The organism is Mesorhizobium sp. M0189, assembly GCF_040322135.1.
GTDB lineage: Bacteria > Pseudomonadota > Alphaproteobacteria > Rhizobiales > Rhizobiaceae > Mesorhizobium.
On sequence record NZ_JAMYSW010000003.1, the window covers coordinates 498,268 to 518,143 of the forward strand.

11 protein-coding genes, 1 tRNA gene and 3 pseudogenes are annotated in these 19,876 nt (G+C 58.6%); 10 read left to right on the plus strand and 5 right to left on the minus strand.

Annotated features, from left to right (window positions below; all coding sequences use genetic code 11):
* Nucleotides 1–697: 697 nt before the first annotated feature.
* The 8 genes and pseudogenes from NKJ09_RS08220 to lpxD all read left to right on the plus strand — a co-directional run bounded on the left by NKJ09_RS08220 (nt 698) and on the right by lpxD (nt 11,672).
* On the plus strand, nt 698–1,813 hold the full coding sequence (locus NKJ09_RS08220) for a porin (protein WP_352494214.1): 1,116 nt from the start codon (nt 698–700) through the stop codon (nt 1,811–1,813).
* Between the two features lie 354 nt (nt 1,814–2,167).
* Complete coding sequence (locus tag NKJ09_RS08225; protein ID WP_352515605.1) at nt 2,168–2,959, plus strand: antitoxin Xre/MbcA/ParS-like domain-containing protein; 792 nt, start codon at nt 2,168–2,170, stop codon at nt 2,957–2,959.
* A gap of 366 nt (nt 2,960–3,325) precedes the next feature.
* Nucleotides 3,326–4,285 carry an aspartyl/asparaginyl beta-hydroxylase domain-containing protein gene (locus NKJ09_RS08230; protein WP_352494216.1) on the plus strand — a complete coding sequence of 320 codons (960 nt, stop codon included), beginning with the start codon at nt 3,326–3,328 and terminating at the stop codon, nt 4,283–4,285.
* 225 nt (nt 4,286–4,510) lie between these two features.
* Complete coding sequence (locus NKJ09_RS08235) at nt 4,511–5,377, plus strand: MipA/OmpV family protein (protein ID WP_352494217.1); 867 nt, start codon at nt 4,511–4,513, stop codon at nt 5,375–5,377.
* Between the two features lie 231 nt (nt 5,378–5,608).
* On the plus strand, nt 5,609–6,100 hold the full coding sequence (locus NKJ09_RS08240; RefSeq protein ID WP_352494241.1) for a class I SAM-dependent methyltransferase: 492 nt from the start codon (nt 5,609–5,611) through the stop codon (nt 6,098–6,100).
* A gap of 389 nt (nt 6,101–6,489) precedes the next feature.
* Nucleotides 6,490–7,902 carry a GMC family oxidoreductase gene (locus NKJ09_RS08245; RefSeq protein WP_352494242.1) on the plus strand — a complete coding sequence of 471 codons (1,413 nt, stop codon included), beginning with the start codon at nt 6,490–6,492 and terminating at the stop codon, nt 7,900–7,902.
* 459 nt (nt 7,903–8,361) lie between these two features.
* On the plus strand, nt 8,362–10,458 hold the full coding sequence (locus NKJ09_RS08250) for a DUF3313 family protein (protein ID WP_352494218.1): 2,097 nt from the start codon (nt 8,362–8,364) through the stop codon (nt 10,456–10,458).
* Between the two features lie 134 nt (nt 10,459–10,592).
* A pseudogene (lpxD, locus tag NKJ09_RS08255) lies at nt 10,593–11,672 on the plus strand (UDP-3-O-(3-hydroxymyristoyl)glucosamine N-acyltransferase).
* Between the two features lie 493 nt (nt 11,673–12,165).
* Here the strand turns inward: lpxD and NKJ09_RS08260 are convergent.
* A tRNA-Arg gene (locus tag NKJ09_RS08260) sits at nt 12,166–12,230 on the minus strand.
* Nucleotides 12,231–12,388: 158 nt separating this feature from the next.
* Between NKJ09_RS08260 and NKJ09_RS08265 the strand changes: the two genes are divergently transcribed.
* Both NKJ09_RS08265 and NKJ09_RS32475 read left to right on the plus strand, forming a co-directional pair.
* A complete protein-coding gene (locus tag NKJ09_RS08265) occupies nt 12,389–13,705 on the plus strand; it encodes a tyrosine-type recombinase/integrase (RefSeq protein WP_352494219.1) in 1,317 nt (438 codons plus the stop codon).
* A 977-nt stretch (nt 13,706–14,682) separates the two neighbouring features.
* A pseudogene (locus NKJ09_RS32475) lies at nt 14,683–15,398 on the plus strand (pentapeptide repeat-containing protein).
* A gap of 1,274 nt (nt 15,399–16,672) precedes the next feature.
* Here the strand turns inward: NKJ09_RS32475 and NKJ09_RS08275 are convergent.
* From NKJ09_RS08275 to NKJ09_RS08290, 4 genes and pseudogenes are all read right to left on the minus strand, one after another.
* Nucleotides 16,673–16,879, minus strand: a complete 207-nt coding sequence (locus NKJ09_RS08275; protein WP_352494221.1) for a hypothetical protein — start codon at nt 16,877–16,879, stop codon at nt 16,673–16,675.
* 233 nt (nt 16,880–17,112) lie between these two features.
* Nucleotides 17,113–18,078 (minus strand): Vgb family protein, encoded by a 966-nt coding sequence (locus NKJ09_RS08280; RefSeq protein ID WP_352494222.1) that lies wholly within the window; start codon nt 18,076–18,078, stop codon nt 17,113–17,115.
* Between the two features lie 280 nt (nt 18,079–18,358).
* Nucleotides 18,359–18,469 (minus strand): annotated as a pseudogene (locus NKJ09_RS08285) (pyocin activator PrtN family protein); the annotation flags it as partial.
* A gap of 1,204 nt (nt 18,470–19,673) precedes the next feature.
* A complete protein-coding gene (locus tag NKJ09_RS08290) occupies nt 19,674–19,871 on the minus strand; it encodes a hypothetical protein (RefSeq protein WP_352494223.1) in 198 nt (65 codons plus the stop codon).
* Nucleotides 19,872–19,876 lie beyond the last annotated feature (5 nt).

Below are 19,876 nucleotides of genomic sequence, written 5' to 3' on the forward strand. Positions count from 1 at the left end.
TGGGTCTTTCAGGATGTCTGCCCGCTTTAGATCGTCATGGGCCATAAACGGTCTCCGTCTTTATCGCATTCGAACGTAGCCGCGGCCGAGATCCTGGCGATGTCAAAAGCGGGACAAAACCAAGGCGGTCGGTGAAGTTTTGTTGCCGGCCACCGTGGCGGGTTCGCTCCGGTCAAAAGTTCCATCGGCAACCGAAATGGCCACGGCGATCGGTGAGCTTGCCTCATGCCGAGGCCGGCGCGCTCGGTCACTGCGCAACTGTCGGGCTGCTCCCTCGCCAGCCAAACCTGCCCAGCGCCTGTCTGGGCCCGACCCGATCGAAATTGCTTCATTGGGCATATTTCCGCGCGCTAACGGACGCGATTGCATAGGAGGCCTTCTCCCGAACGACCAAACATCGTGAACTGGCTGCGGGAGAAGGGTATTTCATGATGAAATGTAAAATCGTAACATACGTTGCAAATGTGCCGTCAGTTCCACGCGGATTATAAGTACAATTCGTGCCGAAATAGGTGATATTTACGCAACATGAGCGCATATACTTAGTAATTGTCGTCACACGATCGCAAAATACCATTGATCAATTCGACCCCATCGATAATCCCTTGCGGAGAGGCGGCGCGTCACGCTGCTTCGTGGACGGGGATCGAGGCTAAGATCTTGGCCAGCCCCTTTTAACTTCACTGGAGGTCAGAAAATGAACATCAAGAGCCTGCTTCTCGGCTCAGCTGCGGCCCTGGTCGCAGTTTCCGGTGCTCGCGCCGCCGACGCCGTCGTCGTTGCCGAGCCGGAACCTGCTCAATACGTCAAGATTTGCGACGTCTACGGCGCTGGCTATTTCTACATCCCCGGCACCGAAATCTGCCTGCGCATCGGCGGCTACATCCGCTACGACGTCGGCGTCGGTGACCGGGAGGGCGCGCAGAACGTTCCGGATCATCTCAAAACCGGCAAAACAAACGACACCTACTACAAGCAGGCCCGCTTCACGCTGAGGACCTACACCGGTCAGGAAACCGAGATGGGCACCTTGAAGACCTACACCGAGACCCGGTTCAACTTCGGCAACAGCAGCGGCGATTATGCTGACCCGGATGGTGCCGGCCCGTTGGTTGGCGGCCCTGGCTGGCAGGCAGGTAACAAGGACGTATCGCTGAACTTCGCCTGGATGCAGCTCGGTGGTCTTCGCGTCGGTAAGGACGAATCAGCCTTCGATACGTTCATCGGCTACGCCGGCAACGTCATCGACGACACGATCGTCCCATACGGCTCGTTCGACACCAACGTCATCCAGTACTACTTCGACGCTGGCAACGGCTTTTCGGCCGTGGTCTCGCTCGAAGAGGGCGCTGGCGCCGAGACGATCGACAGCTATGTCCCGCATGTCGTTGGCGGCGTGAAGTACACGCAGGGCTGGGGCGCGGTCACTGGCGTCATCGCCTATGACAGCAACTATGAAGAAGTGGCGGGCAAAGTTCGCTTGGACGTGAACGCCACCGACGAACTGTCGCTGTTTGCTATCGGCGGCTACGGTTCGGACTCGAATGCTGCTCACAACTTCTACAAGCTATGGGATGGCGAGTGGGCAGTCTGGGGTGGTGGCACCTACAAGTTCAACGAGAAGACTTCGTTCAACCTCCAGGCCTCGTATGACGAAGGCAAGACCCTCGGTGTCGCTGCCAACGTTGCCTACGACCTCGTCCCCGGCCTCACGGCCACGGCAGAAGTCGATTACTACAACAAGGGTGCCAGCGTGTATCACGCCAAGACCGATGGTGTCGGCGGTATCCTTCGCATGCAGCGCTCGTTCTAGATTTCGTCTGGTCTGGCTTGGTCCGCGGCGGGCGCCGCGGACCGTTTTCTTTCCGGCTTTTCGCATGACCGTCGGACTGCATTAGCTTTCCGGCGCTGCGCGGTAGTAGAGAAAAGGCAGATCGCGGTAGCGCTCGACTAGGGGCCCGGCCCTCTCGTTCAATCGCCGCAAAGCAACGGCATCTCAGGCGCTCTAGGTCAGAGAGGCAATGGTGGAAACGCTCGATCAAAATCGAAAAGAATGGAAATATCCGAAAATATTTCTAAATCTATTCAAACAAATTATTGCTTTAAAAAGCAATGGAGACCGTTATTTTAAAGAGGTTTCCACCTAAATCGCAATAGAGGTCCGATTATGAGCTCTCGTAAGCTGATCATCCTGACTAAAGCCTTGATGGGGTCCGATGATGATCAGCGCGCATATTTGTATCGCGACAAGGTGATGAAGGTTCCGGGTGTTATCAGCGCGGACAGTTTCCGTTGCGCGGATCATCCCGGAGGCCCAAGCCCGTATCGCTGGGGTTGCATGGTGACCTATGATCACGAGACTACGGACGTCAGGCAGGTAATAGAAGGTGCGGTGGCAAGCTCGGGAAACGAAAGCGAGCTCGGCGGCGCAACGCGCGAACCGGACTCTGTTACCTACTTCGAGCCCGTAACCGAATTCAGGCGCAAGACGGAGTTTCTTCGTGACAATGTATCCAGGGGCACAGGGCCGTCTGAACAAACAAATGCCGATTTGGCGCGAGTGAATGCGGGGCGAGAGTCTGAACCCTATTTGACGCGATGGCGACTCGCCGATGTTGCCACGATGCGTCTTGAAGACTGGGCAGGCGCGGTTGTCGGGCCAACATACCTCGAGGAAAATCTGCAGATTCCGAGATCGACGTTGCACCGCTGGCAGAAACGCAACCAGGTTATCGCATTGCGCAAGGGCCTCGGCCGGCACGTGTTCCCGCTGGCCCAGTTCGTTGACGGCAGACCCGTTGCCGGAATACCTGAAGTGTTCGCGCTGGCAAAGCAGCCAAGGCTTGCGTGGTCATGGCTCGTTCGCCCTTCACCTTACCTCGAGGGCAGTATTCCCATCGATTTGCTGAGACGAGACCTAGTCGACGAAGTCGTGATAGCTGCCAAACGTTCGTTTTAGCTGATCATTCGTCGAACGCGAAAGTTGAAGCTTGGAATCCCCCGCGCAGCGAGTGATGTCAGGCGAAAGTCGTAGGCCGAAGCGGCCATAGCAAGCACGCTCCCAGCATAGCAGATCATTTCGAGCAAGGTTTGGCTCCGGCCCTCATCGGCCGGATGGTCGTCCGGCGACCGTCCGTGATGAATCGTCTGGACCGAAAACAACTCTTAACAACACAAAATCCAATGCAACGACGAATCTGGACTAATGCCGCCATCCGAACGTGCAAGCGCGCCTCGGATGAACACATTCTGAAGTGTCTGACTTGGGTCGGCGCAACGGAAGCATCTCAACATCGCGGCAACTGGCGCATTCTGGGCAAATCTCATGCTAATTCTTGTCGTCATGGTCACGCTAGTGGCGGCGAGCACCGTGTACGTCTACCGCTTCCGGGGTGAAGTTCGCTACGAAAGCCTGTCTGAATACATCCGCAAGGGATGGCCAATTTTTTCGCCGTTGAATTGTGCCTTGTACATGACAACGCTGCCGCACGGATCAAGGGCTGTTCTCGACCCGGCCGATTTTCCTGAACTCGAGGTGCTGCGTCAAAACTGGCACACCATTCGCCAGGAAGGCCTTGAACTGCTGCGCCAGAACTACTTCGACGCCACCAAACGACCGGGCACGGCGGGAACCTATGACGTCGGCTTCCGCACGTTCTTCAAGTACGGCTGGAGCCGCTTCTACATTAAGTGGTACGGATATGAGCACCATTCAGCAAAACGCCTTTGCCCCAAGACGGTCCAGATCCTCCAGAGCGTGCCAAGCGTCCATGGAGCGATGTTTGCCTATCTTCCCAAGGGCGCGCAACTGACACGGCATGCCGATCCGATCGCCGTGTCACTGCGCTACCACCTCGGTCTTGTCACCCCGAACTCCGACGCCTGCTTTATCAATGTCGATGGCCGCAAGTTGAGTTGGCGCGACGGCGAGGCCATCATGTTCGATGAGACCTACCTGCACTTCGTGCGCAACGATACCGACTGCGATCGGCTCATCCTCATGTGCGATGTCAAAAGGCCCTTGAACCCGGTGGGTGCAGTGTTCAATTTCTTCTACGAAGGCCTGACACGAGCCACGGTGGTGCCTAATACCCCGGAAGACCATCGTGGCTTCGCTAACAGGGTCTTTGCGGGGCTCGCGCCGCTCCTAGCAGGCACCAGGGCGCTGAAGTCGACGAACCGCCCCTTGTACCTCGTCATCAAATGGTCGGTGAATACCTCGCTGTTGCTGTTGGTGTTGGGGCTGATTGCCGGTGTAGCACAGTTGCTGAGCCAACTCGTCTAAAGCACAGTTTTTAGTTGGCTCCTGATGTGCGTGATCTGAGCGAAGGCCGCGCGATTGTTACCCCGCCATAGCAACCCAGACGGGTCGAGCCGCAACATGTCTTAACATCACTAAACCCAAAGCAATGTCGTAGTCCGAGATAGTGCGTGCGCTGGAGGTACGACTGTGTCGGGCTTCCCTTTTGCCGTCTTTGAATACCTCCACCATCCCCAGGAGACGATTCGCATGCCAGCCACAAAGTCTCGCTCAACCCGCTCGCGGGATGCTCTTGTCGCCACGAGCCTCTCAGCAGTGGCTTTTTTGCCGTTCCAAGCAGGCGCATCTGAACCGTTCGAGAATGAAGCGGCTGCAACAGTGCCCTCTGCGGATGCTGTCGACGAGAGACGGTACGGCCCCATACGCCAGAAGCTTGCCGACTGGAACGTGATGCTTGCCGCCGGAGCTATGTACGCGCCAAAATACGAAGGATCCGATGAGTTCGAACTCGTCCCGCTACCGATGATCTCCGCAACCATTGGTCGTCTTACCATTGATCCGGGCGGCCTGAGCATCGATGTGCTAGAATCCAACGGTTTCAAGGTCTCGGTGAAGGGCGGCTATGACATAGGCGGAGGGCGAAAGGAAAAGGACTCCAAGCACCTGAAAGGCCTCGGTGACATTGACGGCGGCGGCGTCGTCGGAGCGCAGATCTCATACGAAATGGGGCCGATGGAAATTTATACATCTGTCGACAGGACGTTCGGGGGCAGTGACGGCCTGATTGGTCAAATCGGCGCAAACGTTTCCCATCACTACAACGCATTCATTCTCTCTGCGGGCGCGTCGGCGACCTTCGCAGACAAAAATCACATGCAAAGCTACTTTGGGGTGACTGCTCTGCAGTCGGCAAGATCGGGGTTGCGGCAGTACGATGCAGGTGCAGGGCTTAAGCGCTTCGATATCGAAGCTTCGGTAACGTACATGGCATCGCAAAACTGGTTTGTGCGCGGGCAGGCAGGGGTTGGCTTCCTCACGGGCGACGCGAAGGACAGTCCGATTGTTCGGAAAACAGTGCAGCCTTCAGGGATGCTCATGGCGGGCTATAGGTTCTAGGACTTCCGTACTAACTCCCGCGCTACCCCTTCGACACTTTCCGGCCAGCACCGGCCCTTAACTCTGCTGCCTGATCGGCGTTTTCCGCCTTAGGCTTACGGATAACAAATATTGCCTGTCGGTATGCGGAGCTCCGCAATGTTGGATCCTACTACTCTATTTCGAACCTGGATGTCGGATACCTTCCGGACGGCCTTGCTCGTGCCTTCCGGGAGAGCTCTGGCAGTGGCAATGACTCGCGAAATAAGTTCTGCGCAGTCTCCGGTGGTTGAGCTTAGGCCCGGAACCGGTGTCTTCACCCGACAGCTTATCATACGCGGCGTGCCTCAGCAGCGCATTGCGCTCGTCGAAAACGCTGCGTCCCTTGCCCGCGTGCTACGTCGGCAGTTCCCCGCTGCCGCGTTGCTGGATATCGACGCAACGGAGTTGCGGCGATGCAATCCCTTTGACGGGGAAAAAATAGGCACGGTGATCAGCAGCCTCCCGCTTTCTACTATGCCGGCTTGGCGTGTGTTCGCCATTCTGTACGGCGCTTTTCACATTCTTCGGCCGGGAGGAGCCGTCTATCAGTTCACTTACGGCTGGCGGTGCCCAGTACCTGACACCGTTCTCGACCGGATCGGGCTTGAGGCGACGTTTATGGAATGGGTCTTCGCAAACGCGCCGCCTGCGCAGGTTTACCGGATCGCCAGAAGATCGGACGCGATCGGGAGTGAACGATGAGCTTGTCGTCAGCCATCCACCGCCGACCCAGCCCACATCAAACTGCGGACGTCAGCGGCTGGCCGCTCTGAAGACAACCTGATCCTGCAGCAGCTCAGGCGCACCGTCGACGCGATGGTGGCCTTCCCCGTTGGGCAGGGTTGCCAGGCCGTTTAACCATGGATCGAGGGAACCCAAATGATCCAAGTCGTGCGGTCCCCCAGGAAAGGACGATACGACTACGTGGTCATCGGCTCTGGTTCGGCCGGTAGTGTGGTGGCCAGCCGGTTGGCAGAGGATTCTGCCCGAACGGTCCTTCTCATTGAGGCGGGCGGGTCCGACCAGTCGATCGATGGAAGCATGCCTGCGGCCATAGGTCTTCCGTTGATAAGCGATCGGTATAACTGGAAATATTTCGGTATGCCCGAGATGAGGAGGGCCAGGACGTCGGCGTCTATCAACCCTGCGGCAAGGTGTTGGGAGGCTCTTCGTCTATCGGTCGCATGAACTGGACGCGCGGCAACAGGAAAGACTACGACAGTTGGGCAAGCTATGGCGTTCAGGGTTGGAGTTACGATGAGGTTCTGCCGTTCTTCAAAATGTCTGAGACTTTCGAGGGTGGCGACAACCGGTTCAGGGGAGGCCAAGGCCCGATTCAGGTTGAGCGTTCCAAAGCCGACAATCCTCTGTTCCAGGCCTTTCTTGCCGCGGGCGTGGAGGCAGGTCACGGCGTGAATCACGACCACAACGCGGCTTATCTAAGCGGCGTCCATCGCATCCAACACAACATCGGCAACGGGCGCCGAATGAGTGCGTCCTTCGCCTATCTCCACAATCGGCCGGTCCGGCCAAATCTGGATGTCTTGCTCAACGCGCGCGTAGTTCGCGTCATTTTCCAGGGCCATCGTTGTGTTGCGGTCGAGGTAGTTAAAAACCGCACCCGCATCACGATCCCGGTCCATCAGGAGGCCATTTGCTGCGCAGGAGCATTAGTCTCGCCGCCATTGCTCATGCTGTCGGGTGTCGGACATGCGGACCATTTGCGACAGCTAGACATACCGGTCGTCTCTCACTTGCCGGCAGTTGGTCAGGGATTAAGCGATCACATCTGTTTCTGTGTTGAATATGAAGTCAAGGATTCCCGCGAGTCGGCCGCTCAAACCCTGCCCTTTGGTGGAGGACTTACGCCGGGTCTGGAATGGCTACTATCCCGGCGCGGCCCGGGGACCTCAGGTCTTTTCGAGGTAGGAGCCGTGCTATCGTCCGACCAGACGGTGAGCCGGCCCGATGTGCAGATAGAATGTCTTGCGGCGCGATCGAGCTTCGGCGCCGGCGAAATCAGCATTGCCCCAGGGTTTCAGTGCTTTGTCAGCCTTCAGCGGCCTACAAGCACGGGTCTTGTTTGGCTGAGTAGCGCCGATCCTTTTGCTCCCCCGGCCTTTCGGTTCAACTACCTACGAACAGAGCATGACAGGAAGCTGGCGGTTGTCGCGCTCAGGCAGCTGCGCGACTTGATGAACCAGCCCAGCATGGTGACCAAGCTCAAGGGCGAGGTCGGGGAACAGGTCGCCTGTCGCACCGATAAGACGTTGCTGTCCTGGGCAAAACGGGTCGCGAAATCCAGCTATCATCCTTCCTGCACATTGCGTATGGGGAGGGGAGAGGGGAGTGTTGTGGACTCGTCCGGAAAAGTGCACGGGTTCGACAATCTGAGGGTGGTGGACGCATCGATCTTCCCCACGATCCCTACGGCGAATCTTAACGCGCCCACGATCATGTTGGCGGAGAAGATCTCTGCCGATCTGATCCGGGTGTTGGCGTAAGCGTCGTCGGGAACGGCCTGTGGGGAAAGGGCGCGCTTTCCAGTCAACCAAACGAACAAGAGCCAAACCGGCAGCGCCGAAACGTCCGCCATCAGCACCAGCTCAGTCGGTGCTAAGGTCGGCCGGGAAAGCATCCGCATAGCTTCCGCCGACCGCAAGATGCGGTACCAGCCCGGCATTGGCACATTGTGCGACGATCTTCGCCGAGCCCGTTCCTTCAAAAAGTCAAACCATTGACGGCCGCGGCCTTCGACTCGGCGGCGCGGCTTCTTAAGCGCAGAGCGTTTGCCGGCGAGGATTGCAGGGCGAAACAACTCTTAACAATACAAAACCCACGGCAACGACAAATCGGGATTAATGCCGCCAGACGCGATTGCGAACAGCGGTCGCGGGTATGCCGACCGCCGGTGGAGACCTTGATGGTTCCTTCCGGCGATGGCCCGGGACAAGGCGGTAGACATGCATCGACTGGTGGCCATCGTCCTGCTGGCCTTCCTTGCGGGCTGTTTGGCGCCGGACCGCATTGTTTACGGGCCAAAGGCTGCGACGGTAGCCAGCATCCAAGGGTTCAGCGACATTCGTATTTATGCAGATTCGGCCCGGAAACTGCGCGACGCGCAAACCTGGTTGCCCATCCCGAGACACAAGGAAATCAACTACCTCGTCCTGTCGAGCGGCGGTGGCGCAGGCGCATTCAGCGTCGGCGCGCTCAAGGCTTGGTCGGACAATGGACAGCGGCCGGAATTCGAGATGGTCAGCGGTGTCAGCACGGGCGCGCTAATTGCGCCCTACGCCTTCCTAGGCTCGGCCTACGACCAGCCCCTCGTGGATCTCTATACAAGCGGTGTCGCCAAGGAGTTGGTCGATGCGGATTTCCTACCGAAAGGCCTCTTCGGAGCAAGTCTCCTGAAACAGGAGCCGCTTCGCAAAATGGTCGAGCGCTATTTGACGCGAGACATACTGAAAAAAATCGCGGCTGAGCACCGCAAGGGGCGACGACTGCTTGTTTTGACCTCCAACCTCGATTCCCAAAGAGCGGTGATCTGGAACATGGGCGCCATCGCCAGCAGCGGGCGGCCCGGTTCGCTGAAACTCTTCCAGGACATACTCATCGCCTCGGCAAGTATCCCCGGCATTTATCCGGCCGTGCTCATCCGCGCCGAAGCTGGAGGGGAGGCGTTTGAAGAAATGCACTCCGACGGCGGTTCGGCGACCCAGATCCTGACGATCCCGGAGGGGTGGATAGCCAATTCGGACAAAAGCGTCCTGCCTAAGAACCTCAAGTTCAACATGTACATCATCATCAACAATGCGCTCATGCCAGAATTTACCACGACAACCAACAATACGTTTTCTGTCATGGCCAGGGCGAATTCCACCCTTGTCAAGTCACAGACCCGCAGTGCGCTGCTGGCCACTTACGTCTACGCCCAAAAGAACGGCATTCGATTTCGCGTGGCTTCGATCGACAAGCAGCTCCCCTACAGCATGACCGATCCGTTCAACACGGACTACATGCGCGCCGTCTACAACCTGGGATACACAAAAATGGCTCGTGGCAGCCTGTGGCAAGACAGGCCCGTGTTCACCGACAAGGTTGCTGCCGATCAGCCAGCGAAACAGATGCAGCAGCCACCCGCCTGCCTCCCTCCATTCCCCAAGCCCCAACAGGAGAACGAAGTGCCAAATTTCCATACAAACCAGGCTGCCGGTCGGCTGCAGCATAGATCGATCGGCGCCGCGCTTCTGCCGTCGCTGCTTGTATCGGCAGTTGCCGGCTGCACCTCGGTGCCACTCCAGCCGGACAACTCGCTGGCCTCCTATGACGGTCTCACCAAGGTCGACGGGCGAATAAGAAAGGCAGAGTACAAGGCTGTCCCCGAGGATCTCAACGTAAGCAAAACAGTGTACATTGAGCCTACGCTGGTTTCGCCAACCGCAGCGCAATCCTCCATAAAGCCCGCCGATCAGGCCTTGGTGGCAGCCGTAGTCAGCCGCGCGCTTTGCGTTGGCGTCAGCGATCGTTTCGTGGTCACGGACGACAGAGAAAATGCCGATCTGGTCGTCCACGCGACGGTCACCCGCATTGTGCCAACGAACGCCACAGTCGCCGGCCTGTCGACCGCGGCGTCGATTGGCGCTTCGTTCGCGTCCTCCTCCGTCCCTATCCCGAGGATTCCGCTGGGACTGGGCGGGCTTGCCGTCGAGGCCGAGGCGACCACGAAGGATGGAAAACAGGCGGCTGCGATGGTGTGGTCGAAGGGCGCGAATTTCGTGACAACAGGCGCGCGGATGTCACAGATTGGCGACGCCTACTCTCTGGCGGAGAGTTTCGGAAGCGACTTTTCCAAGATGCTTGTCACGGGCAAAACACCATTCAAGTTTGGCTTCCCGAAGCTTCCGTCTTATCAGAAGCTGAAATCCGGGCTCGGCGGCAAACCCAAATATCAGGCTTGCGAAAGGTTCGGTCGGTCGCCCGGCCTGAAGGATTTCGCAGGCGGGCAACTCGGTTTGCCGCCGTCCTGGACGGACAAGCCAGCTCGCCCGCAGAGCTAGAGTAGAATTTGTATCGACCAACTCCATCGCCGGGCATCCGGATTTATGGACTGCGTCGTCCGCATGCGGACCCGCGGTAAGTCGGTCGGCCTGCACTCCCCTGCCCCCCGACAGGCCGACCGACACTTTGATGAATGCAAATCAAACCAAACCAGTCCTGCCATGAACCGAGCCTGACCGTGCCGCCGATCTTTCAGCCGAGCGGATTAGCTTTAGCCGAACTCGCCAAAGAGGCGGGAGTGCTGCTGCCCGCAGCTGCCAATCCAGACATGCTTCTGCAGAGCGGGGCGAGCCTTGAGACGGCACGGTCGTGGCATATCGCGTACATTGATCATGCACGCTACACGAACGCCTTGCGCACCACCAAGGCCGGCGCTTGCTTTGTCACGGAGCGCTTCGCCCATCTGGTGCCGCCTGGCACGGTTCCCATCACCGTCCGGGATCCCCGCCTTGTTTATGCCAAGGTGCTTGCCCGGCTACACCCCGAGGCATTGCGAGCCGCGCCGCTTTTGGGCAGCCCTGATGTCACCGAGGGATGTTTTGTGCATCCATTGGCGCAGATCGGCGCCGGCGTCGTGCTCGATCCTGGTGTTGTCATCGGAGATCGGGTGTTCATCGGAGCCGGCACCACAATAGGCGCCCATGTGGTGCTGGGTCCGGACGTGGTAATCGGCTGGGACTGCTCTATCGGCCCTAGCGTCTCAATAGCCCATTGCACCTTAGGTGATCGGTCGATCGTGTATGCGGGCGCGCGTATAGGCCAGGATGGTTTCGGCTTTGCGATGAGCGGCTCAGGACATGTAAAAGTCCCGCAACTCGGTCGAGTCACGATCGGAAACGACGTCGAGATCGGAGCCAACAGCACGGTCGATCGCGGTAGCTCGGGCAATACTGTCATTGGAGACGGGACAAAGATCGATAATCTCGTCCAGATTGCGCACAACGTACGGATCGGGCGTCATTGCGTCATCACTGCCCAGGTCGGGATCGCGGGCTCGACCGTGCTGGAGGATTACGTTGCGGTGGGTGGCCATAGTGCGATCGCTGGCCATCTGCGCATCGGTCAGGGCGCTCAACTTGCGGCGGCTTCGCGGTTCATGAGAGACGTACCGGCAGGCGAACGCTGAGGCGGAATGCCCGCCAGACCTCTGCGAGAATGGTTCCGCGAGCAGGCGACCCTTAGGAAACTAGCGAAGTATCGCACTGGTGCTTGACTCTGTAGCTGTCCCATTCTCACCCGACTGTTCAAGGCTGTTTGAGCTCAGATAGAACCCAGTGTTCCGGGCGGTGCTGGCCGGGCGCGCGATTCGATGTACGGTTCCATAAATGATGCTCTGCGACCCTTGACGGTCGGCTTCGCGCCAAATGCGGATCCTCCCGGTCGCGATTCGGCTATGGTGTTCATGTTCTCTAATGCGCAAGGGCGGCACTGGCAGCTTTTTGAACCCGAAGCAGACCTTCAACAGGTCAGCTTTCGGGCCAACCGGCCAGAAATTCGTTGGCGGCTAGCTTGAACTCTGAGCGAATTCCTGGCCTTTCCTGAAACACGACGGAAACCACCTGCAGAGACAGGTCGTGAAAAGGCTGTAGAAACAGAGACCGGCTCGGCGACCAAGCCCGACTGTTCAGAGACCGCCCAGCCTAGCCTACGGATACGTCGAGCGAATTTCGAGCCACCCGGTGCGAGCCGTATTTGTTGTGACTGAGTGGTGATCCCGACAGGAATCGAACCTGTGACCTACAGATTAGGAATTTGTCAGATCGCCTTTCCTGGTGTTTCCCAATGCCGCTCGTTGTACGATTGCGCTGGTTCTAACATGTTAAAGTTGTTGCTGTTTTCGTACTGAGCGGCTATCATGGGGTAGACAAACCAACAGATCGAGCCAGATCGAACACGACGCAATTGCCGTACTAATCCCGTACTAATTTCATGACAGACCTTCGCCTCTCCCTCACCGACCGCGCCATCGAACGTCTCCAGCCGGCGTCTTCGGGCCAATATTTTGCTCGTGACACCGATCTGCCGGGCTTCATGGTGCTTGTGGGCAAACGGCAAAAGACATTCGTTGTCCAGGGTGAGCGAAGGAAGGCGGGCAAGCGGCTTTCCGTCCGAATGAAGGTTGCTGAGGTTGGTGAACTCACGACGCGCGCGGCGCGGAAGAAGGCGAAGGATATTCTTGGCAAGATCGCCAACGGCGTTGACCCTCGCGCGTCGACACGCAAGCCGGACGGCAATGTTGCAGCGGTTGATTTGCCATCGATTGCGAACCCCACGCTGCGCATTGCCTGGGAACGCTATCGCGACGGGTATATGAAGAACAAAGGCCGAAGCGGTGGGACGATCAACAACTATCGTGATCACGTCGAGCGGCTGTTGGCTGATTGGCTTGACGAGCCGCTTTCCAAGCTCGGCAACGATCCTTCCATCGTGACCGTGCGGCATGAGAAACTCACCAAGGAGAACGGCGCCTATATCGCCAACGGGTGCATGCGAACGCTGCGCGCCGTCTACAATCATGCTCGCAGGGCCGCCCGCACGCTGCCAGCGGACAATCCGGTCTCAGCCATAGATTGGAATGCCGAACATCGGCGCAATACCGCGCTGGGGCTTTCGGACCTCGAGGACTGGTTCACCCAACTCACGGCATTGAAGAACCCAATTCGGCGGGAGTTGCATCTGTTCATGTTGCTCTCAGGCCATCGCCCTGAGGCGATCAGGAAGGCGAGGGTCGAGCATGTCGATTTTCGCGCACGTGTCCTGCACATACCCAGGCCGAAGGGCGGCGAGGTCAAGGCATTCGACATACCGCTTTCGCGAGCCATGATCCGCTGCCTGGTTCGAGTGATGCGCATTGGCCGGGCTCTCTATGGCGAACAATCGCGTGAATGGCTGTTCCCAGCCGAGAGCAAAAGCGGTCACATTATCGAGCATAAGGAAAAACGCAGCGATCTGTCGAAATGGGGGAATGACCTGCGGCAGACGTTCCGCACCATCGCCCAGGCCGCGGGCGTTGCGGAGCTGGACGTCCACCTTCTGATGAACCACTCGATCCCGGGTGTTAATGCAGGTTACATCACGCGCAACAAACTGCTGAGCGACCACCTGCGCCAGCAGCAGGAGGTCATCTCACGTCGGATGCTCGAAGCGGGGCAATCGCGACAGAAAGAAACGAAGCGCCGTAGATTCGCGTGGCCCGCACTTCCAAGCAGGCGCCTGCTTTCTGAACTGATGAGCGGGAAGGGTTAGGCGGCTTGCTGCCAATAATTCGCAAACGAGTTCGGGGGTTCGAGTCGGGAGAGGGATACCGTCAATACAGTGCGGCCACCGAATTCGTTTGCTGACTTCTTAATCAGCGCAAATAAGTCCGACTCCGACCTCCGCAACCAGTTCCAGCATAAATCACTAATAGTCGCGATCTGATCAAAGCCCCGCCGGAAAAAACGGCAAGGCCTTTTCCACGGCAGGTTTGGCGAAGCGCGGAAGGGCACTCTGCCGCCCAGAGTAACCGGCCTGCACGGTGAAGACGAGAAGGACGCTCTTCCAAGCGCGGAGTTCGAATCCTCCCTCTCCGCCATAAGACATTGTTTTACATTGATAAAAATACAAGAATAGGTTGCGCGCCCGCCATAAAGCCCGCCTACCGAAAACGGCGTATTCGCGGCACGTCAGCTTACGACACAAATATGCGGGTTGATGCTTCAACCTGGTAGATGGCAGAGATCAACTTCGGCCTCGCTAAGCGAAGTCGTGGGATTCATGCGACAGCGGAATCAGGATACGCGACTAGCACCCCGTGCCGGGTCAACCTCGCCGTCGGGAAGTACCGACCGGTGCGGAACCAAGCGGATTCACGCTTGTCGGCAGCGGACGCCGGCGGTTGGCGGTCTGCACTCGAGCAGGCTCCCAATTAGCGAGACAAGCGTCCAGAGCGGAGGCCAATCTTGGCACGCGACTTCGCCAGCCTGAACGACCGCTCTCCTCGGCTTAGTCAAGCATACCTACGGAATGATGCGCCTGGCCGGTGACAAATGAATCTCTGCTGGACCGCCGATGATATGGGGAGGCGCTCGCAAATCGCGCCCTACGCGCGGGTTGATCGGTTGAACAACATCAAAGCTTGAATATGAGAAATGCGCTAACTGTGACGGCGGTGGTCACCGTGGCTCGAGTGTCAGCAGATGTGGTAAGGTTGAGTGTCGGCGAGTAGCAGAGGTCCAGCAACAATGACTTTGAGGCGAACCAGAGCTTACGGCGCATCCGGCTTGGCTCTAGCGGTTTGCACTGTGTTTGCTTGGCAGAACGCCACTGCTGCTCACAATTGCCACGCAGCCGCGACGCCTGGCGTTAATTGGCACGAGTGTGACAAGAAGCTTCTCATCTAGAAGGACAGGACCTGAGCGGGGCGAACCTGTTCGGTGTTGATTTCACTTCGACCGACCTCAGGAACAGCAATCTCCTTGCGGCAAATCTTGAGAAGGCAACGCTTGTGCGTGCTTCCCTGGCCGACTCGACCGCCAAAGGCGCCCGGTTCGACAGAATCGAGGCCTACAGGACCGACTTCAGCCGTATGGACGCGCAGGGCGCTGTGTTTGCGAGCGCGGAAATGCAGCGCTCGAATTTCCAGGGCGCCAATCTGACCAATGTTGATTTCACAAAGGCAGAATTGGGGCGTGCGCAGTTCCATGACGCCGATATCAGCGGCAGCCGCTTCTCGTTTGCCAATCTCGCACGGGCGGACTTCCGAGGAGCGACGTTCACCGCGCCGATAGACTTTGACCGCGCCTTTTTCTTTCTGACCCGTATCGAGGGTGTCGATCTTTCCAATTCGGCGGGTCTGTCCCAGTGGCAGCTCAACATGGCTTGCGGAGACGCCCGGACCGAGTTGCCTTCTGGCTTGACGAGGCCTGAAGATTGGCCCTGTCAATTCCAGCAGGAATAGTTGTCGGCAAGCGAACTGCGGCAATGCTGCACCCGACAGGATTCGAACCTGTAACTTCTGCCTTCGGAGGGCGCAGATCGTCCGCCAAAGTGGCACGTTTCTGCGGTATTGCTATTGGCGAAATCGCGGCCGAAGGGTGTTTGTGCCCTTCCGTTCACCGCTACCGGTTCAATCGAACCGGTAGCTCCTGTCCGAATAAGTGGCAGCAACTCTTGTATCGTCGAGAATGACTACCATCGTCGTGATTATCATTCAGAAGCCTGGCACCAACGCGTCGATCATACTCTAGCTCGGTCCATCACGACCGACGGTTCATCGATCCCACCCCTCCCGCCGCCTGCGGGTGGTGAAGGCCCGCAGGCGGCAACCCACTTTGGCCTCGAAACGACGGAAAGTCATAAGACAAGCGGTTCATTCAGCAGCTTGGTGAGTCCGTTCGACCGACGTGTACTCGTTTGTCGAAGGTTCAGGAATACAGTCGCAACGGGCTCACTATGTGATCTGGAAGGTCAACTGCTGATCCTCCCGCTCAACTCCTAATGAACCAGCGGTTGCGGGGCGAATGGCGCTCCAGGCCGCTACTTGGGCGACGAATGGAGGCATTCACTCACGACCGCTGCGGGTTCTTCGACGACCCGCTGTCGTATGACATACCCTGCGTAGACACGGCTTGTGAAAACGCGCGATAAGGTCGGCCTGCGCTAGATTCAAAGATGGCCGGCGCACCAGAAGATGGCACACCGAATGTGCAACGCAATGCTTGGCTTCGCGGCACTTGCCCTAGCCGCGTGCCAATCGGCTCCTGAAACGCCGCAACCCGCCACTCTCGAACCTGCGTTAGAACCTGGTGCCATTCCTCCCCAACCTGCCTTGGTTCCTTCCGGCTCAGCAATCATGCATCAATCCGTGGCGGTCACTCTCCCTGGCAAGGGCGTTCCAACAAAGTACGCTGCTTTTTCGGGTCTATGGGCCGGACGATTGGATGGGATGTATGACGCCAAACTTGCTGTTCAGACGATTTCTTCCGATGGAAGGTGACGGTCACCTATGCGTGGGGAAATCTGGGCGACAACTATCCGGGAGAGGCCGCCGGCTTGAGCGCCTACCGAATGGCGCGGACGTCAGTTTTGTTATGCTGTCCGACGGAGCCCTCGCCGGAACCGTTAGGCTTGCTGGCCAGACCTACACGGGCGCGTACCTCAGGCAATGATCAAAGACGCATCTGAAGGGCTATGGAGAGGGCCAAACGACTGTTCCAATTTTGCAGCCTGTTGTTACCGGAGTGGGGGCCGTGCAGGTCGTGATCCCCAGATGTGAGCCACAACTCGATGCAAATGATCGTTGAACTTCTTGCCCGCCGCCTTGACGGCAAGCGCGGCCTGATCACCCTTCGCCTCCCGAATGACGGCCTCGATGCTCTGGCGGTTGATATGCGAGAAATAGCTGTCGCCGGTCGGCTCGAACCATTTCGCCATGTTCACCGCAAGAGCCTATCCAAGCCGGTCTGCGTGCTCGAAAGCGCCTTTCCGGTCATAGCAATGAAGCTTCCGCACAGCGTTGACGGAATGAGCCGCCGCAAAAGGGGCGGCGCCGATCCGCGATGCGGATCCGCGTCGATCCTGCACGGAGCGCGGCGCTAGCAGCGCGGAGGAAGGACGGGGAGACCGAACTTCGCCTTGCTGGCGCTAATGAAGCCGCGACTGGGACCGGCGCCTCACTTGGCGGAGACGGTGCGGATCACGACCAGCCGGTCGGCCCCGGATTCTGGCAGCCAAACCTCTCCGCGGCGTCCATTGATCTGACGGACATCAGCGTTTTCCGTGGACTTGGGGTACGTCGTAAACTTGTCTGTCTGCGGATCGAACGCGTGCACGGCATTCCCTCCGAAATCGGAGAGCCAGACAATGTCGCGCTCGTCCACATAGACCGCATAGGTGCGAGGAAGGTCGCCGGGCAAACGCCAAGCGTTCCAGCCGCCGTCATGGGGGTCGTAGACCGATACCTGTCCCGCGTTCCATTCCGAAATCCAAAGCCGTCCCCGGCTGTCCGACCACACGCGGCGCGCCCCCTGGTCCGGGGTCGGAGGCTCGATCACTCGAGCTTCACCGCTCTTGCGGTCGATGCTTGCCAGATAGCTGCCGGCGAGCGACACGAAGTAGACGTCTCCGTTGGGGGTCGCAGTAATCCCGTAGGGGCCGCGGCCCTCTGGAGCGTGGAAAATTTTCATGTCGCCCGTCGCAGGGTCGAGCCTTCCGTAGATTCCGCTCTGCCCGGTGAACCAGAGGAGGCCGTCGCCGTCGAAGGCGGCAGTATTGAGATTGGCGTAGCCGACGTCCTGCGGAAGCGCCCACACCTTGATTTCCTCGGTTGTCGAGTCGAAGCGCACGATCGCGTTGAGCCCGCCATCGGTTATCCACGCGTCACCGTCCGGACCCTGGATGACACCGTGAGGGCTGGATCCTTCGCCAAGCGGTACTTGGCGAACCTTGCCGGTCTCGGGATCGAGAATACCCAGTGCCCCCTGTTGCTGGGCCGTGTACCAGATGTCTCCGTCGGGCGCGGGCGCGACGTCATGGGGATGCGCGCCCTGCGGGAGACTGTAGACCTGACGTTCCTGCGCGCCGGCCGGGAAGGCGGCAAGGCTGGCGGCGAGTGCGATAAAGCGGAAGAGGCGGCGCATGAGAACTCTCCATGCTGCGGCATGTGCCACTACTCTAGGCGCAAAGTTCGTCGCGGCAATGACGGATCGGGAAAATCACGGCGCCCTGCACTGCGTTTCACCGCCCCGCGGATCGACCAATCCAGCCCTGCTGTTGGGGCACTTTTGGGGTTCGACTGACGCGCTTATGGAACCCAACCCGGCTTGACAAGGATGCGTATTCAACAGGCGCAATGCGCCAAAAGCTTTGGCGCGAAGGGCAAGCATCTTGCCGATACGGCCATAGCCGAGGATGCCAATGCTGAATCAATTTCGGCGGCGTCAGGTGGGAGAAATAGTCTCGGCAGACGTCATCGATCGGGATGATGGCCTTACCACCATACTGAGCCATCAAAAGCAGTGCCGTGTTCATGCCGGGTTACCACCTAAGTCTGGAACCCTAGCAAGCCGCCCGACGGGTTCAACCTTCCGTCACGGCCGGGCAGGGGAGGGCGTGCAAAACGGTAGGCGCGACCTAAGAAGCGGTCGGGCTCGAGTCAGTAGAGGGATACCGCCAATACAGTGCTGTGACCGAGTTCGTTTGCTGACGGGGCTTCTTAATCGGTGCAAATTGGTCCGACTCCAACCTCCGCAACCAGTTCCAGCATAAATCACTAATAGTCGCGATCTGATCAAAGCCCCGCCGGAAAAAACGGCAAGGCTTTTCCCACGGCAGGTTTGCGAAGCGCGGAAGGGCACTCTGCCGCCCAGAGTAACCAGCCTGCACGGTGAAGACGAGAAGGACGCTCTTCCTAACGCGGAATTCGAAACCCTCCCGGCCCTCTATAGACCGCCGATTGCCGCACAAATCGCAGCTGAGCAATGATCTTCTGGCCATCGCCGAGACCAAGATAGCAGAGGACAAGAACGGGCTGGCGGAGGACTCCCCACCTTTTTGCAAGGCTGATTTTCACCCAGCCACCACTCTCGTCCATGCCGGTCTTGAGGTCGGGGTGCGGCGCAGCACTGCGCTGCAGCCCTGCCTCGCGGCGAGCAGCGGGTGTGCAACCGGAGTGGGCGCCTTCGCGGGGAACCGGCTGCAGGGAGCAAAGCGACCGAAGTTGGGCGGAAACGCTCCGAAGCGCGCCGAGGGCGGAGCCCTAAGCCTCTCGATGCTTCAACTCAAAGGACAGTCTTCCATCTTTCTCGGACCTTCGCCGACGGTCGCCGGTCAAGAAGTTGTGACCCAATGCCGCCTTTCCGGCGCCGATTTTCCTCTCCAAACCGGACCTTCCTCGCTACCAGCGCTTGTGACCCTTTTCGGAACAACCGCCCAAGACGAGGGACCGGCGCTGACAGTTCGGCTGACGATCGGCGCGACGATGCTGCTTGCCTCGATATCACGCTTTTGCCACCCCGCCAGCGTCCATAACGCCAGACGGAAGCCGGCGCCACGCGCACGAATTGACTCTGTCCCCAGGCGGGGGCTCACTACAGCCGTGAATCGAGAGGCATCAGCAGCGAGTTCGCCGTCGATGCGCGCGTACTGCGGACCATAAAAGTTAGCACCGGCACTTGTATAGCTACCGTTATCCTTAGACATATCAGATCGCTCCTTAAGCAAGCCGATAGTCTACCTACGTGGGTATGCGCGAGCTCATGACTAACCCGCGTCCAAGCCTGGCTTCAGTATGCTTTCGAGCAGCAAAGCGCACCAGCAGCCGCCGATATACTTGATGCCGGCCGCATGTCCCATCAATCCACGTTTTGATCGCGATCGCGATCGCGATCGCGTCGGCCATTTGCCTGCGCCAACAGTCGGCCGCGATCTTCATTGCCG

Coding starts and splice junctions, on each gene's coding strand:
- NKJ09_RS08240 (WP_352494241.1), top strand. CDS start 5,609: ATGACTCGCGAAATAAGTTCTGCGCAGTCTCCGGTGGTTGAGCTTAGG.
- NKJ09_RS08250 (WP_352494218.1), top strand. CDS start 8,362: ATGCATCGACTGGTGGCCATCGTCCTGCTGGCCTTCCTTGCGGGCTGT.
- NKJ09_RS08280 (WP_352494222.1), bottom strand. CDS start 18,078: ATGCGCCGCCTCTTCCGCTTTATCGCACTCGCCGCCAGCCTTGCCGCC.
- NKJ09_RS08265 (WP_352494219.1), top strand. CDS start 12,389: ATGACAGACCTTCGCCTCTCCCTCACCGACCGCGCCATCGAACGTCTC.
- NKJ09_RS08290 (WP_352494223.1), bottom strand. CDS start 19,871: ATGAAGATCGCGGCCGACTGTTGGCGCAGGCAAATGGCCGACGCGATC.
- NKJ09_RS08230 (WP_352494216.1), top strand. CDS start 3,326: ATGCTAATTCTTGTCGTCATGGTCACGCTAGTGGCGGCGAGCACCGTG.
- NKJ09_RS08235 (WP_352494217.1), top strand. CDS start 4,511: ATGCCAGCCACAAAGTCTCGCTCAACCCGCTCGCGGGATGCTCTTGTC.
- NKJ09_RS08220 (WP_352494214.1), top strand. CDS start 698: ATGAACATCAAGAGCCTGCTTCTCGGCTCAGCTGCGGCCCTGGTCGCA.
- NKJ09_RS08225 (WP_352515605.1), top strand. CDS start 2,168: ATGAGCTCTCGTAAGCTGATCATCCTGACTAAAGCCTTGATGGGGTCC.